Below are 16663 nucleotides of genomic sequence, written 5' to 3'. Positions count from 1 at the left end.
TTTTAGATTTTTGAGCTGAACAAACATAAACTACTAAAGATTCTATTTTATGAGTGACAATGGAATGATGGAGAAAGAAGAAATATTCTCTAAAGTATTACGGGCCGGCCGCAGAACTTATTTCTTTGATGTTAGAGCCACCCGCGCCAACGATTATTATCTTACAATCACAGAGAGTAAAAAATTTACCAACGACGACGGGTCTTTCTATTACAAGAAACACAAAATCTACCTTTACAAAGAAGATTTTGCCGGTTTCCAGGAGATCCTTAATGAAATGACCGATTTTATCGTGAATGAAAAAGGAGAAGAGGTAATTAGCGAGCGTCACCAAAAAGATTTTAAAAAGGAGTACGAAACCGCCGATGAAAGCCTGGAAAAAACTCCGGCTGCCGAAAAATTCACCGATGTTAGTTTCGACGATATCTAGAAAAATTACATTTTAAATCATAAAACCGTCCCGAGCAATTTGGACGGTTTTTTTATATTACCCTACCAAATCCCAAATTATGAGAATTTTATTTTTATTAGTGTTTTTATGTTGTGGCCTTAGCCTGCAGGCACAGGACAGTTTAAGCCTGGATTACTATCTTCCGGAAGGAACCACCTACAACCAGGAAATCCCAAGCCCGCAGGAGGTATTAGGTTATGTGCCGGGAGAATGGCACGTAAGTCACGACCAGCTTTTACTTTATATGCGTGAACTCGCCCGGGTATCACCAAGAATAAGTATGGAAAACCGGGGCAGTACCTATGAAGGCCGTCCTTTAATTTTGCTTACCATCACTTCAGAAGAAAATCATCAAAATCTCGAAAATATAAGAGAGGAGCACCTGGCGCTTACCCAATCGGGTTCAGAAAATATCGATATCGCAAATATGCCCATTGTGGTAAACCAGGGGTTTTCGATTCACGGAAATGAGCCCAGCGGGTCTAACGCCGCGCTTTTGGTCGCCTATCATTTAGCCGCCGCCCAGGGGGAGGATATCCAGGAATTGCTCGACAACAGCATTATCTTATTCGACCCTTCGTTTAATCCCGATGGCCTGCAGCGGTTTGCTTATTGGGCCAATACCAATAAAAGCAAAAATATCAATCCCGATCCGCAAGACCGCGAATATCGCGAGGTTTGGCCGGGAGGAAGAACCAATCACTACTGGTTTGATATGAATCGCGATTGGCTGCCGGTACAATTACCCGAGTCGCAGGCAAGATTGGAAACTTTTCACAAATGGTATCCCAATATTTTAACCGATCATCACGAGATGGGATCAAATTCCAGTTTCTTCTTCCAGCCAGGAATTCCTTCAAGAACCCATCCGCTCACCCCGCAAATCAATCAGGATCTTACCCGGGAGATCGGGACTTATCACGCTGCGGCCTTCGATGAACTGGGCTCCTTTTATTATACCGAAGAAAATTATGATGATTTTTACTACGGAAAAGGCTCTACCTTTCCCGATATTAACGGAAGCATAGGGATTCTCTTCGAGCAGGGAAGCTCCCGCGGTCACGCCCAGGAAACCGACAATGGCGTGCTCACATTTCCGTTCACCATTCGCAATCAATTTACCGCAGCTCTCTCTACCCTGGAGGCAGGAAAAAATATGCGGGTGAAATTGTTAAACTACCAGCGGGATTTTTATAAAAATGCGCGAAATTCAGCAAAAAACGGAGCCTGGATCTTCGGAAATTCCAGGGATGCCTCTTCGGCCTGGGAACTGGCCAAAATTCTAAAAAAGCATCAAATCGAAATTCATGAGCTAAAGGAAGATTTCGAAAAAAACGGGAGAAATTTCCGAAGAAATTCCGCTTACCTGGTGCCCAAAAATCAGAGACAACACCGATTAGTAGAGGCGATGTTTGAAAGGAGAACCGAGTTTCAGGATAGTTTATTTTATGACATCTCTGCCTGGACCTTTCCCCTGGCCTTCAATCTCGATTTTACTGAAGAAAGTAATATGCGAATGGCCGGCGATAAAATTGAAGAACTTGAAAAACCAGCCATCAAAAATCTGGAGAAAAGCAATTATGCCTATGTGATGCAATGGCACGACTTCTATGCGCCAAAAGCTCTTAATATGATTTTGCAAAAAGGATTACGGGCGAAAGTGGCGATGAAAAATTTTGGCAGCTCAACCAAAAATTATGACTACGGAAGTATTCTTATTCCCGTACAAAATCAGAGTTTAGATAAGCAAGAATTATTTGGTTTTCTGAAGGAGGTTTCAGAAGCATCCAATGTTCAAATAGACGCATTACAAACCGGGCTTACCACGGGAATTAACCTGGGCAGTAATGAGTTTAAAGCCCTGCAACCTGCAAAAGTCGCCATGTTGGTAGGTGATGGTATAAATCCGTACGACGCCGGAGAAATCTGGCATTTATTCGACCAGCGTTTCGAGATGAAACTTACCAAACTCGATCTGCGCAGTTTTTCACGAGCCGATCTTAACAGATATACCGACATCATCATCCCGGCCACCTGGGGCGGTTCTCTTGGAGAAGCCGAAGCCGATAAATTGAAAACCTGGGTAAACGCGGGTGGTAGCCTTATCGCTTACCGAAACACCGCCAAATGGCTGGACCGGCACAATTTTATGGATCTGGAATTTAAAGAACAGGAGTTAGTTGCCGAAGATATTAGCTTCGAAGACCGGGGCGATTTTACCGGCGCTCAGGGAATAGGCGGGGCGATTTTTGAAGCCAGGCTCGATCGATCTCATCCCATAGCTTTTGGCTACAAAGATGATAAACTCCCATTGTTCAGAAATACTACCTTATTTCTTGAAGCCGACAAACAGAGTTATAAAAATCCCATAACCTATACTGAAGATCCTCTGTTAAGCGGATACATCAGCAAACCCAACCTGGATTCTTTGGCCGGCACCGTGCCATTTAAACATAAAAAAATGGGTCGGGGTGATGTGATTTTGTTTACGGACAACACCAACTTTAGAGCTTTTTGGTTTGGCACCAAAAAATTGCTGATGAATGCGGTTTTCTTCGGGGAGCATATGTAGACTCAAAATGTGTTTTTAAATCATAATAGGGCTGTGAACCGTGGTTTACAGCCCTATTTTAATTTCAGATTAATAAGTTTTAATGCTTTTTTAAAATCCTCTTTTTAGGCAGCTTCTAACTTTGCAAACCCAAAAATTCAGGTTATGCGTTTTAGAGGTTTAATTTCACTATTTGCTTTAATCATCTTTCTGCCTCTTAAGGCACAGGAAATAAAATTTCTGGGGAATGCACATCAGGATGAGGCTATAATTCTCCAAAACGACACCCTAAGGCTGCCATTTCCTATCGCTACAGAAAAGCGCCTGTCTCTCGAGGATATAGAAATTAAAAAAGAAGGGAGATATCTCACCGGCTTACCCGAATTAAGCAGCGACCCTATACGGGGTTTTACCTTTGGCGCCAATGCTTGTTTATTCAACAATCTTACGAAAGACGATCCTTTCTTCTACTACACCCCCTACCGGGTTAGGTATGCGGTGGGTGCCAGGGTAGCTCAGAACGGAAGAATAGACGGTGAGTTTAACATCGATATTCCATTTGCATTTAACACTAAATGGCGGTTAAGAGGAGATATAATTTTTGCAAACGACCCGCACTGGCAGTATTTTGGATTGGGCGCTCAAACTTTAAACCCATTATCTTATATAGACAAGCAAACAGGCCAAAGGCTTACCAATGCACAATACGATGATTATGAGGAAAATTTGCAGCGCACGCGTTACGGAATGCCCCGAAGAGGGGAAGATCCCAATCAAATTTATACCGATTATCACTTCAATGAGATTGATTATTCCCAATTTCTGGTAGGCCTTGCTGCCGAAAGATCCTTTTATGAAGGGCGCCTGCGACTTATGTTTGGCCTGGAGTATTTAAAAATAAATATAGACACCTACGATTTTAATGAGGTTGAAGAAGCCATAGATACCGAAACCGGGCAACGAACTACAGCAATACAGGGGCGCACCCAATTAACCCAGGATTATTTATTATCTCAAAATAATCCGGCTAATTCCCATTGGGCCCGCCAGGGTATTGGAGGTTATCATGGAGGCCGAATCATTCTGGCCCAATCTGGGATTATGTGGGATACCCGCGATCTGGAACCCGATCCTTCCAGCGGAGTTTTCGCCGAGCTGGCTCAGGAAATTTCTGCTCCCTGGATGGGATCTGAATTCGATTTCACCAAACATTTGCTTCAGGGGATTTTTTATAAAAAACTGCTTCCGCAGCATCTAGGGAGAACCGTCTTAACAGGAAGATTTGCCCTGGGTTATATTCGTGGAAGCAATATTCCATTTACTGAAGTTATGGACCTTTGGGGTTCTTCGGAAGGGGGAGGAATCCCTGTTTTGGGAGGATCTCAAGCCCTTCGTGGTTTTAGAGAGTCACGATTTGGAGGAATGCTTACCGGGCTTACCAACTGGGAGATCAGAGCCCGGTTCTACCAAACCCGAATTCTAAACCAACACCTGGCCTTTTATGCAGTTCCGTTTTTTGATGCCGGTAGAGTTTGGGATAGCCTTGAAGAGATGAACCTTAAAAACTTTAAAACCAGTAGAGGGCTGGGAGCCAGAATTGCCTGGAACCAGGCTACAATTCTAAGATTCGATTACGCGAAATCTAATGAAGGCAACCAGTTCTTCTTTGTTTTGGGCCATACTTTCTAATTCCCGGGTTTTATAAATTAAAAATTGGCATATTCCGCTAATAAAATTAAATTTGTTCCACATTTGGCAATGATGTCTGCCTTGAACCGCCATAATTGGCTAATGACTTCTGCAAACGGGCTATAAGCCCTAATTTTTCTATTTAAGGCAGTATGAAGATCTCCAGATTATTCGATTATTTGAGCAGGTTGGAACAGATTCCGGCCCTGGTTTATCTATTTAAATGGTTCCTTATTTGTAGCCTTTTAGGCTTATTGGCAGGATCGGCTTCGGCTTTTTTCCTGGTAGCGCTGGAATGGGCCACCCAAACCAGGGAAAGCAATCTCTGGATTATCGCACTACTCCCATTCGGCGGATTAATTATAGGAATGTCTTATCATCTTTGGGGAAATTCTGTAGTAAAAGGAAACGACCTGCTACTGGAAGAATTTCATAGCCCCCGAAAAATTATACCCTTCAGAATGGCACCGCTGGTGTTGTTTGGTACGATTCTTACCCATCTCTTTGGCGGCTCGGCCGGGAGAGAGGGCACGGCAGTACAGGTAGGCGGCGCTATAGCCGACAGGATTACCCGAATTTTCAAATTAAAAACCAGGGATCGAAAAATCCTCCTCATCGCCGGGATAAGTGCAGGTTTTGCCTCGGTCTTCGGGACCCCCCTGGCAGGTGCTATTTTTGCTTTGGAAGTTTTGGTCCTGGGGCGAATTAGATTGGATGCCATCCTGCCCAGTTTTATGGCAGCGATTCTGGCCGACTATGTAGTAAAAATCTGGAACGTGTCGCACACGCACTACCAAATAGATCTGGTTCCGGAAATGAATCCGGCCAATCTCCTGTGGGCCCTGCTGGCAGGAATTCTATTTGGACTTGCAGCACGCCTGTTCTCTAAAAGCACCCATTTTTGGGGAAGGCTTTTCAGAAGTAAAATAAAATATCCGCCGCTGCGCCCCGTACTGGGTGGGGCCGTTATCGCTATCTTCGTTTTTAGTATGGGTACTACCAAATATATTGGGCTGGGAATCCCTACCATCGTAGAATCTTTTTCTGCAGAACTTCCCTCCTACGACTTCCTTTTAAAAATTTTATTTACATCCTTTACCTTAGGGGCCGGCTTTAAGGGCGGGGAAGTAACTCCCCTGTTTTTTATAGGAGCCACCCTGGGAAATGCCCTGTTCTGGATCTTCCCTTTACCACTGGGAATTCTCGCCGGAATGGGCTTTGTGGCTGTTTTCGCCGGAGCCACCAATACCCCAATCGCCTGTACTCTTATGGGCATCGAACTTTTTGGAATTGAAAGCGGGGTTTTTATCGCCCTGGCCTGTATCACCGCTTATTTGTTTTCTGGGCATTCAGGGATATATTCGTCTCAAATCATCGGAAGTCCGAAACATATTTTTTACGGAAAAGATAAAGGTTTAAGCCTATCAGAAGTAAAAAACAAACGACAAAATGGAGACTAGAAATTGACCTGCTTTGTTTGGTAATTAACCTACCCTAAGGCCGTTTTCCACTTTTATGCCGGGATGTAGCAAGACGATGTCGTTGTCATCTCCCATAGCTCCCAGCACGAGGCACTCACTCATAAAATTCGCAATTTGCTTCTTCGGAAAATTAACCACGGCCACCACCTGCCGTTGAAGCAGCTCTTCTTTAGCATAGCGTTTGGTGATTTGGGCCGATGTTTTTAACACCCCCAGTTTTTTGCCAAAATCGATATGCAACTGGTACGCAGGCTTGCGGGCTTCGGGAAAATCCTTTACCTCGATTATGGTACCTACACGCATTTCTACTTTTTGAAAATCTTCCCAACTTAAGGCCATCTCTTTTTTATGTTGAAAATAGTTAAAACTGAAAATCCAGACCAACAATTGTGTAAATTTAATCTCCTCCCCAAATTACAACTCCGCAACCTGCTTTAACATAGAAATTTATTATTTCAGGAAATAATATTCCTATGGGTTTAGTAGGATTTAATACTGAAATACAGGTAAATTTAGATTCAGAAACCGCTAAAACTATATAAAGATGAGTACACTTAAATTAGGGGATAAAGCCCCGAACTTCGACGCAGAAACTTCAGATGGAAAGATCAATTTTTACGATTACCTGGGCGATGGCTGGGGAGTTTTGTTCTCCCACCCGGCCGATTACACCCCGGTTTGCACCACCGAACTGGGCGCCGTGGCGAAATACAAGAACGAATTTGAAAAACGTAATGTTAAGGTGATGGCCCTTAGTGTCGATGGGCTGGAGTCCCATAAAGGTTGGATTGAAGACATCAACGACACTCAAAATACCAGAGTGAATTTTCCGATAATCGCCGATAAAGACCGCAAGGTTTCAGAGTTGTACGATATGATTCACCCTAATGCCGATGCAACAGCTACGGTGCGCTCGGTATATGTGATTGGTCCCGATAAGACCATTCGGTTAATGATTACCTATCCCGCCAGTACCGGCCGAAATTTTGAAGAATTGTTAAGGGTTATCGACAGCCTTCAACTCACAGAGTATAAAAAAGTGGCAACCCCGGCAAACTGGAAACAGGGAGAAGATGTGGTGATTAGCCCATCGGTTTCAGATGAAGATGCTGAAAAAATGTTTCCGAAGGGATTCAAAAAAATAAGGTCTTATTTAAGAATGACCCCACAGCCCGATTCGAAATAGGCTATAGAATTAAAGCTGCCTGAAAATGATAAAGTTGTAATCTTGAGCGCAGTCGAAAGCTATTATTAATTGACTCTAATTCTCGACTCCGCTCTAATTGACAATAAATAATTATTCAGTCCACCTGAAAAATTTCCTGGAAGTTGTCATCCTGAGCATAGTCGGGAATAAAGTCTATTTAATAAAAAACCCCACAGGAGAAAGATACCTGTGGGGTTTTACTATATAATTTTTTAGAAAAAAACTACTTAACTTCCATTAATTCCACATCAAATATCAAACTGGCATTCGGCGGAATTACACCTCCGGCGCCACGGTCACCATAACCCAGGTGAGATGGAATCACAAACCGGGCCTGATCACCAACTCTCAATAGCTGAATTCCTTCATCCCAGCCAGAAATTACGTGACCCATTCCAATAGGAAATTCGATAGGCTGATTTCTTTTGTAAGACGAATCGAAAACGGTCCCGTCGCTTAGCATTCCTTTATAATGTACCGCTACGGTTTTTCCTTTTTCGGCTTTAGCACCATCGCCTTTCTTTTCAATCTTATAATGCAGGCCGCTTTCGGTGGTTTCGAAACCCTGGGATAATTCTCCCAAAAGTTCTTCTTCGCGCTTTTTGGCTGCAGCTTCCCGCTCGGCCTTGGCACCATCAAATACTCTAAAAGACTCTACGGCATTGAAATTTTTCGCAGCCTCACCTTCTCTAATGATTTCCAGTTTTTCTATCTTATCGCCTTGTTTTATGGCATCTACCACATCCTGACCTTCAACCACACTGCCAAAAACCGTGTGTTTCCCGTCTAACCAGGGAGTTTCTACGTGAGTGATAAAAAACTGGCTCCCGTTGGTACCTGGACCTGCATTAGCCATAGAAAGTTTTCCCGGGGCGTCGTGTTTTAGATCGGGGTGAATTTCATCTTCAAACTGATATCCTGGGCCACCAACTCCGGTGCCCTGAGGGTCTCCCCCCTGAATCATAAAATCGGGGATCACCCGGTGAAATTTTAATCCGTCATAGTAAGCTTTTCCCTGCGGAAAAGCTTTGTTTTCAAGTTTTCCTTCAGCAAGACCTACAAAATTCCCTACTGTTCCCGGGGTTTTTTCAAATTCCAATTCGACAAGGATTTCACCCTTGCTGGTATGGAATTTTGCATATAATCCGTCGTTCATTTTCTTTAAATTTTATTGAGCGGCAAAGATACCATTTTCATTAATAAACCCTCTCCCCGTTAAGCCAGGTTTGTCTTACTTTCAGGTTGGGAATCTGGTTCTGGTCTATTTCCATAAGATCATCTTCGAGGATGATGAAATCGGCAAATTTTCCGGGTTCTATACTGCCTTTTTCGTCTTCTTCAAAATTCGAATAAGCCGCCCAGATCGTCATTCCCCTAAGGGTTTCCTCTCTGGAAAGCGCCTGATCTATCATAAATCCGCCTTCAGGATAATTTTCGGTATCCTGCCGGGCCACAGCAGCATAAAAAGTAAGAAACGGGCTCACCTCTTCTACCGGGAAATCGGTGCCCAGGGCAACTATTCCGGCCTGGTTCAGTAGTTTTTTAAACGCATAAGCGCCTTTGATGCGCTCTTCCCCCAATCTATCTTCAGCCCAGTACATATCGCTGGTGGCGTGGGTAGGCTGCACTGATGGAATAATATTTTTGCTGAAATATTTAAAATCTTCCTCCTCGATAACCTGCGAGTGTTCCACCCTCCAGCGGCGGTCCTCATCGTCTTTCAGCAAGCGGTCATAGGTTTCCAGCACCAAATAATTTGCAGAATCTCCTATCGCGTGGGTATTTAGCTGAAATTTAGAATTCGCTACCCGTTCAGCCGTTTGTTTAAAATCTTCAGGAGATGAAAGCAAAGCTCCGAAATGACCTGCACGATCGCTGTAAGGCTCTTTTAAGGCGGCACCCCTCGAACCCAGAGCTCCATCGCCATAGAATTTCACCGAACGAACATTTAACCTTTCGGTTTTAATGGGATCTTTATCCAGGTAATAATCCAGGTTTTCCTCAGTATTGCTCAGCATCGCGTAAATACGCATTTTAAGCTCACCTGCCTGCTGCAGGCTGTCGATAAGTTCAATAGTGGCCTTATCGATCCCGGCGTCATCTACGGTGGTTAAACCATAACTAAAACAGATTTCCTGAGCTTCTAAAAGCGCATTTATTTGTTCCTCTAAGGTGGGGGCAGGCTCGGCATCGGCGATTAGACCCATAGGATTATCGACTAAAATCCCGGTTAATTTTCCATCTTTTTGTTCAATATCACCTCCTTCAAAGGGAGTTGAGGTGGTGATCCCGGCGCGATCCAGCGCCGCCTGGTTGGCCAAAAGTGCGTGGCCGTCGATACGGGTAACTGCGATGGGGGTATCGGGAAAAAGAAGATCAAGGGTATCTTTCTTCGGAAATTCTTTCACCTCCCAGTCATTTTGATCCCATCCCCGGCCGGTGATGAAATCGGCGTTGCGTTCTTCCTGAAAATCTACAATGCGTTGTACTACCTCTTCAAAACTTTTAGTCCCTGTGAGATCTACTTTTTGCTGCTGAAGGCCCAGCCTGTAAAAGTGAGCGTGAGCATCGATGAACCCGGGATACACCGGTTTACCACCGGCATCGATGGTTTGTTTAGCTTTGTATTTATCCTCGAGGGCATCAGAAGTGCCTATATCTACAAATTTCCCGTCTTTCACTACAAAAGCTTCAGCTTTAGAAAAAGCATCGTCTACGGTATAGACTTTAGCATTGATCACCAGTAGGTCTACCTCTTCACGGGCGTTCTCGTTACAGGCAACAAGCAATAAACCCAGCAGGGCAAAAATGTATATTTTCTTCATAAAAATTTGATTTGGTATAAAAATAGAAAATGCGCCCGGAAAAGGCGCATTTTCAGCAGGATTTAAATTTTGTTTAGAACCAGGATGAAACCGCCTCGCTTATAGCGATACGGATATCGGGGTTGGCAGCAGCGGCCAGGGCCACCGATACAAAAAGTCCTAACATCGCATAAGCAAAATCCCTGAAAATCATTTTTCCGGCTTTTTTGCGGTGTTTCTTGCCTTTCTTGGTACGGGCAAGACTTATGGCTATTTCACGACCTCCGATAACCCCCAGGAAAACCCAGGTAGTACTCATTGGTACAGTACTTATAAAGAGTTTGTAGATAAGTAGAATCACATAGGTCAAATCTACCAGCGTAGCTGCCCGAATATCTGAAATTCGTGCTTTTTCGCTCACCACTTCCTGAATTCTATCTCCCCTTAGGTAAAAAAGCAGACCCAGCCCAAAGAAAATTGTAAGGGCAAACACTATAAATTCAAACAGACTTTGTTGTCTGGGAAGGAATACCGCGATATTGGCCCCATCCTGCATCACCCAAACGGCCCAAAGTGTACCACTAACCGTCCATTGCACTGCTGTCCAACCTGCGTGAGCCTTCCGACTTTTGAAGTACTTCTTGATCATATTATAAGAGAAATACCACACCAGGAAAGATAGGATAAAGGCCATAATATATCCGCTCCAGCTCTTCCAAACCACCGAGGTGATTCCCGAGGTATCGGCACTAAATACACTCAAAATAAGGAAGGTAGTAGACACCGGCATCTTCATTCTGGTAAGAATTAAAAGCACCAGTGGCGCTATGATTTGCCAGAAACTAAAACTCTCAGGATGAGGGTATTTGGAGGTACCATCGGGGCTTAAAAGACGCTGATAAGTAACATCTCCATCAAAATAAATCCAGCTGAAACTCACTACTCCCAGAAAAATGGTTCCCACGAACAGCCAAAGTATCCACCAGCGTTTCGCTTTGTTGGATTCGATGAAAGTACCCAGGGATTGGATACTATCGTTAGCAACCGTGGCGTAGGCGGCAAAGAAAAAGCCCAGCCACATCCCGGCCCGGCCATAGCCTGTAGCGATTCCGGCCAAAATTATACCTATAATTACAATGGCAAGGAAGGTTTTTTCCTTTACCAGAACATCCAGAATATTCAAATAGGGTTTACTCCGGTCTTCTCTTTTAAATTTCTTTCCCTTTGCCATGTAGTAGCTTAGATTTGGGTTTTTAGCGCTGCAATATTAATTACTTATAAGATTAAATTTAGGTTTTCTATGTTGTTTTATTGTTAAGTAATTATTTCTGGTTCAAAGTTCAAAATTTATGATTCAAGGTTTAAGGTTCAAGGTTCAAGGTTCAAGATTCAAAGTTCAAGATTCAAAGTTCAATGTTCAATGTTCAAAGTTCAGTTCAAGTTTATCTAAAGAACTGGTAAACCGGCAATGGAACGCTGAGAACGCAGATGTTGTTGATTTTCGCTGATAAAATAATCTGCGCAAAATCTTTAGAATCTGCGTTATCTGTGGTCTATTAATAAATTTAAGATTAAGGGTTCTAAGTTCAAGATTCAGGATTCAAAGTTCAGGGTTCAAAAAATATGGGTTATGAATTAAGCCTTATCACTTAACCCATAACCCATAATTCATAATTCATAACTCTGAACCTCTGCTAGAAATCGAATTTGTAGGTTGCGCCGGCGAGTACCTGTATGCCCTGCACCTGGAAGTTGGTCCATTGCTGGTAATTATTGTTGAGCAGGTTGCTGCCTTTGGCAAAAATCGAAAGTTGTTCATTAAAGCGGTAGCCTAGATGCGCATTTAAATCCAGGAAAGAATCAACAGTGATAACCTGAGGAGCTTCTATCATAGAATTGGTTATTTCTATGCTATGATCCAGGTCCTTTCGTTCTCCTACATAGAAAAAGTTGGCGCCTGCATACCATTTTTCGGTGATCTGGTAATCGGCATTAAGGCTGGCTTTCATTGTGGGCAGGTTCCAGGCTTCAGCCTGTTGGTCTGTGTTGTAATCTAAAAATTCGCCGTTAAGGCTCATTCTGAAATTACGGTTTACATCTACATTCAATTCAGCAAAAAAGGAAAGAGTTCTCACGTCATCGTAAACCAACCCAAAAGAATTTCCGTAGCCATAATTCTTTCCTGATGCAGGATAATAGGCATTGCGCTGAAATAAAGCTTTATTGAATTCAGACATATAACTTCCGCGGAAATTATAGCCAAAAAACTCCCCGAGCTTCCCCTTAGCACCCAGATAGCCATTGTATTCGCTATCGGTTGGCATAATTTCAACACCGGGAGCTAGATAGGGGTTTTCTGTAAAAAACTGATAATAGGTGTTTTGTTTTAAATCTCCCTCAAGCCCGGCATAAGCGGTGAAATAATCACCGGCAAGCCTGTAGCTGGCAGTGACCTGCGGATAAATATAAAAGCTGTTAGAAGAATTCTCGGCATCCAGGCTGTAAAACAGGCCTAATCCAAGATTTAAACTCAAATCATCACGCAAGATCAAAAGACTGGGGGCAATTCCAAAGTTCATAAAGGTATAATCTGAACCTCCGCCTAACAGGCTTTCTTCAAATTTCCCGTTTACGATATCGGCATAGAGGTTAGTCGTAATAAGTTCATCGGCGATATTCAGTTCAAAAATCGCATTGGCGTTAAAATGATTTTCGGCTGAAGAATACGAATCTCCCGAATGCCTGAACCTGGCCTTTGCAGTATCGAAGAAGCTGTCATAAAGATCAAGTTCTCCCCCGGCATAGACCGAAAAATAGTTTTGCTGTGGATCTAGCTGGTAATAAAATTCTTCAGGCTGCGACAGCTCTTCAGGAAGGCCATACCAGTTAAACAGGCGATGTTCCCCTCCTACTTCAGTTTTCCAGCTAAGGTTTCTATTTCTGGAATTATAGCTCAGGTTTAGTTCTGAATCATAGAATTTATCATCCAGAATCAACCCGTCTATTCCCCCCTGGGAAGAATTATGGGTAAGAAAAATTCCGAAGTTATCGGTGCGATTAACTTCCAGGTTGCTGTAGAATTCAGCCAAAACATTGGTATAATTTCCAAAACCAAGGGTGGCATAATTGTCAAAAACGCGTTCCGGTCTTCTTCGTTCTACAGTACTGGCCTGGCCTTTGGCCGGCGTAAAAGTAGAAGCCACGGGCACCGAGAAAATTCGATACTGCACCGGTTTCTTGGTTTCGCCCAAGGAATCGCCTCTGGTTGGCATTTCTCTCAATTTATTGGCATCGCCAACCTCGGGGGTGTACGGCTTTATAACGGTTACGGTTTCACTGCCTATGGGATCCTGGGCAAAAAGAGTTCCGCCGGTAAGGAGCATTCCAAATACCAGGCATCTTTTTATTGAAACTATTCGCATAGATAAGTTAGATTAAGTTTTTAGTTATTTGTTTCTACCGATGAGTTGGTACGGGCTTCTCTGGTCTTGATTCGGGATAGCTCGGCTTTGGCCTCATTAACGATCTCGGGGTAATTGCTGAAATTCTCAATCACTTTTTCCAAAACAAAGGTTGCCTGGTAGGCATCTCCCAGTTTGTCAAAGTTTTTCCCCATCAATACAAGGCCTTTCCCGCCCCATTTTTTATATCCTGAAAAATCTTTTGCCAGCACCTGCACTGCGGCATTTGAGGCTTCGTAATTTCCATCCTTATTTTTAAAATAGGCATCATAATAAAGAGCTTCGGCTGCAAGCTCACCTGAAGCCGTTTTCTGCACCTCGGCATAAGCCGCTTTGGCCTTGTTCTCATTACCAGATTTCATCGCCGAACGGGCTACGATCACCCTGGCATCATTGCGGGCGCGTTCATCGGCCTGCGAATTGGCTATCACCTTTTCGGCATAAGCTGCGGCCTGGGTAGGATTATTACTTTCGTCATATACCTTCATCAAATTAGACTGGGCGAAAATCCTGTTTTCTTCGGAAGCTGCCTCCTTTTCCAATCGCTCTAAAAGCGGACGGGCTTCCTGGTATCTCGATTTCTCAAGATATAACTGGGAAAGTCTTGCCAGTGATTGCTCGGTGAATTCATTTTTAGGCCTTTCGGTTACAAACCTGTAATGCTTTTCTGAAGCATCCTTGCGGTTTTCTCTCCAGTACAATTGCGCCAGGTAATAATTGGCGTTTATTGAATGAATTCCATTAGGGAAACTCTGAAGATATTTCTCGAATCCGCTAATGGCCTGCGCCGAGTTGTTATTGAAATATTGATTTTCAGCCGATTGGTAGGTGGTATTATCCAAATCTGCATCACTCACCTCAACAAAGTCGATTCCACGAACCCAGCTGGCGTATTCATCGGTGCGACCCAGGTCTATATAGACCATTCGGGCAGTAGAAACCGCCTGCATCGCCTCGGGAGTCCCGGGGTGATCGGCCACTACTTTCTTAAGTCTTTCCAGCGCCTGACTTCCCTGATCGTTGTTATAATAGATCAATCCCTGTCGCAGCATAGCTTTGGGCGCAAAACTGCTTTGCGGTACATCTCTAATCAAGCGGTTATAGGCTTCAATAGCACGGGAAGTATTATTCATCGCCACATAAGTATTACCTAACTCATAAAGTGCATCATCCCTGTAAGATGAACGTGGGTAAGCACTTACGAATCTGTTCAATTCTTCCAGTTTACTTTCATTCCTGTCTACAAAGCCATAACTAATAGCCTTTTGGAAGGCTGCATAATCGCTGGTAGAACCATTCATCGCAATAGCTTTATCGTAGGCTTCCATAGCCGGCCAGTACTGGCTGCTAACAAAATAGCTATCTCCCAGGCGCAAAAGAGCATCGGCTCGCCGCACTGAATTTTTAGAATTATCGGCAGTATACTTTTTGAAATAATCTATAGCGCGGGCATATTCTTTTTTCTTGAAATATGCATATCCCAGGTTATAGTCGAGATTTTCCATTTCGGGAGTGCCTCTGGCGGGGGCCATTCCGGCAAATTCTCTGTAACCTACAATTGCATTATCAAGGCTGTTGATATTAAATTCGCTTTCGGCTTTCCAGAAGGTCGCCCGGGCATTGATTTGTGGATCGCGCGGCTCTTTTAAAGCCTTGTCGAACATTTCGATGGCCTTGTGATAATCGCCGAGTTCATAAAGGTCCAACCCGTAGAAATAGGCCACTTTTTGATAGGCCTGCTTGTCGGCGAAATTGCGGTTGTTTTCCAGCAAATTCATCGCCTCCTCATAGTTTTTAGTGGTGATAAAGGAGTCTATGAGTAAATTCTGAACCTCATCGCGAGCGGGAGAATCTGGATAGGTTTCCAGGTAAGTCATCAAAACACGGGAGGGGCTTTCGTAAGAGTTTCCTATCTCATAGCTTAGTTTTGCGTAATTCAGAAAAGCATCCTGTTTGATCTCGTTATTATAATCCATCTCGCTGGCGTTTTTAAACGCATTAAGGGCCTGCTGTTTCTGATCAAGATTCAAATAAGACTGGGCTAAATGATAATAGGCGTTTTGAGCCACTTCATTTTTCCCGTCTATAATTTTATTGAATTCTGAAATCGCCTTCTGAAAATCTCCCTGCTTATAATAGGCATAGCCAATCTGGTAGTAATCGGTATTGTTCCATTTCCCTCTTTCTCCCCGGTATTCCTGAAGATATGGAATCGCCTCCTCGTACTGGCCCAGGTTAAAATAACTCTCTCCAATAATTTTATTCAGCTGAGATTGCTCCAGGCGGGTAGAGCGGTTAAGCTGCTGTTTGGCTAGTTTGATAGCCTCTTCAAAATTCCCGAGTTTAAAGTTCATATCGGCCTGGAAATAGGAAAGGTCTTCAGAATATCGGGAATTGTCGCTAACTTCTTCAAAAAGTTCATTGGCCTCTTCGTAATCGTCGCCTTCATAAGCCATATAACCCAGGTAATATTTGGCCTGTGCCCCATATTCCTGAGAGTTTCTCACTCTTTCAAGATAGGTACGCGCCTGGTCGAACTGGTTAGCTCTAAAAAAAGCATAACCATTATTGAAATAATAGCGCTCCCGGTCTGCGCGGCTCATCGCGTTTTCATCAACGCGATCGTACCAACGCCGGGCCAGGGCATATTTTCCTGTTTCGAAATAATAATCGGCCACATCGAGATAGGCCGAATTGGTTTTGGTGCTGGTAGGATAGCGGGTTACAAAACGCTCCATAAGCCTGTCGGCCCCGGGCTGGTTGAGCCTTACCGCAGCATTGGCGATATAATAAGCACAATCGGCTTCGATTTTTTCATCGTTAGTACTGTCTTTTACCTCATCAAAAAGATTCTGGGCGGCCAGGAACTGTTTATTGTTATATAATTCCATCGCCCGGTTAAATTTTGCGAGCTCATTGGTATGTGCAGCCGACTGCTGCGCGAAGCTGTGGAAATTTAAAAGTATAACTCCTAAAAAAAATAAGGCAGGCTTCAAATTCATAGATCGGGTTTTTAAAT

11 protein-coding genes and 1 riboswitch are annotated in these 16663 nt (G+C 43.6%); of the genes, 5 read left to right on the top strand and 6 right to left on the bottom strand.

Annotation, left to right across the window (positions count from 1 at the left end):
• Nucleotides 1-49 precede the first annotated feature (49 nt).
• The 4 genes from ACW6QP_RS11445 to ACW6QP_RS11430 all read left to right on the top strand — a co-directional run bounded on the left by ACW6QP_RS11445 (nucleotide 50) and on the right by ACW6QP_RS11430 (nucleotide 6151).
• Nucleotides 50-430 carry a PUR family DNA/RNA-binding protein gene (locus ACW6QP_RS11445; protein WP_457911009.1) on the top strand — a complete coding sequence of 127 codons (381 nt, stop codon included), beginning with the start codon at nucleotides 50-52 and terminating at the stop codon, nucleotides 428-430.
• Between the two features lie 79 nt (nucleotides 431-509).
• Nucleotides 510-3023, top strand: coding sequence for a M14 family metallopeptidase (locus ACW6QP_RS11440; protein ID WP_457911008.1), 2514 nt, complete (start codon nucleotides 510-512; stop codon nucleotides 3021-3023).
• Nucleotides 3024-3167: 144 nt separating this feature from the next.
• Nucleotides 3168-4691 carry an Omp85 family outer membrane protein gene (omp85, locus tag ACW6QP_RS11435; protein ID WP_457911007.1) on the top strand — a complete coding sequence of 508 codons (1524 nt, stop codon included), beginning with the start codon at nucleotides 3168-3170 and terminating at the stop codon, nucleotides 4689-4691.
• Between the two features lie 56 nt (nucleotides 4692-4747).
• A riboswitch (Fluoride riboswitch) is annotated at nucleotides 4748-4810 on the top strand.
• A 33-nt stretch (nucleotides 4811-4843) separates the two neighbouring features.
• Complete coding sequence (locus tag ACW6QP_RS11430; RefSeq protein WP_457911006.1) at nucleotides 4844-6151, top strand: voltage-gated chloride channel family protein; 1308 nt, start codon at nucleotides 4844-4846, stop codon at nucleotides 6149-6151.
• A gap of 24 nt (nucleotides 6152-6175) precedes the next feature.
• On the opposite strand, the gene ACW6QP_RS11425 is transcribed toward ACW6QP_RS11430, so the two are convergent.
• The gene (locus ACW6QP_RS11425) at nucleotides 6176-6511 is read right to left on the bottom strand and encodes a tRNA-binding protein (RefSeq protein WP_457911005.1); all 336 of its coding nucleotides are present in this window, start codon (nucleotides 6509-6511) and stop codon (nucleotides 6176-6178) included.
• A 205-nt stretch (nucleotides 6512-6716) separates the two neighbouring features.
• Here ACW6QP_RS11425 and ACW6QP_RS11420 point away from each other — a divergent pair, with 205 nt between their 5' ends.
• A complete protein-coding gene (locus ACW6QP_RS11420) occupies nucleotides 6717-7358 on the top strand; it encodes a peroxiredoxin (RefSeq protein WP_457911004.1) in 642 nt (213 codons plus the stop codon).
• 244 nt (nucleotides 7359-7602) lie between these two features.
• Here ACW6QP_RS11420 and ACW6QP_RS11415 read toward each other — a convergent pair whose 3' ends face one another.
• The 5 genes from ACW6QP_RS11415 to ACW6QP_RS11395 form a co-directional block, all read right to left on the bottom strand.
• A complete protein-coding gene (locus ACW6QP_RS11415) occupies nucleotides 7603-8535 on the bottom strand; it encodes a peptidylprolyl isomerase (protein ID WP_457911003.1) in 933 nt (310 codons plus the stop codon).
• A 40-nt stretch (nucleotides 8536-8575) separates the two neighbouring features.
• Nucleotides 8576-10204, bottom strand: coding sequence for an amidohydrolase (locus ACW6QP_RS11410; RefSeq protein ID WP_457911002.1), 1629 nt, complete (start codon nucleotides 10202-10204; stop codon nucleotides 8576-8578).
• Between the two features lie 73 nt (nucleotides 10205-10277).
• A complete protein-coding gene (locus ACW6QP_RS11405; protein ID WP_457911001.1) occupies nucleotides 10278-11414 on the bottom strand; it encodes a hypothetical protein in 1137 nt (378 codons plus the stop codon).
• A gap of 463 nt (nucleotides 11415-11877) precedes the next feature.
• A complete protein-coding gene (locus tag ACW6QP_RS11400; RefSeq protein ID WP_457911000.1) occupies nucleotides 11878-13605 on the bottom strand; it encodes a TonB-dependent receptor in 1728 nt (575 codons plus the stop codon).
• A 20-nt stretch (nucleotides 13606-13625) separates the two neighbouring features.
• Nucleotides 13626-16646, bottom strand: coding sequence for a tetratricopeptide repeat protein (locus ACW6QP_RS11395; protein WP_457910999.1), 3021 nt, complete (start codon nucleotides 16644-16646; stop codon nucleotides 13626-13628).
• Between the last annotated feature and the right edge of the window lie 17 nt (nucleotides 16647-16663).

This window comes from Salegentibacter haimaensis (assembly GCF_054121495.1).
The sequence above is the reverse complement of the archived record's forward strand: the minus strand, read 5'-3'. Positions and strand labels throughout refer to the sequence as shown.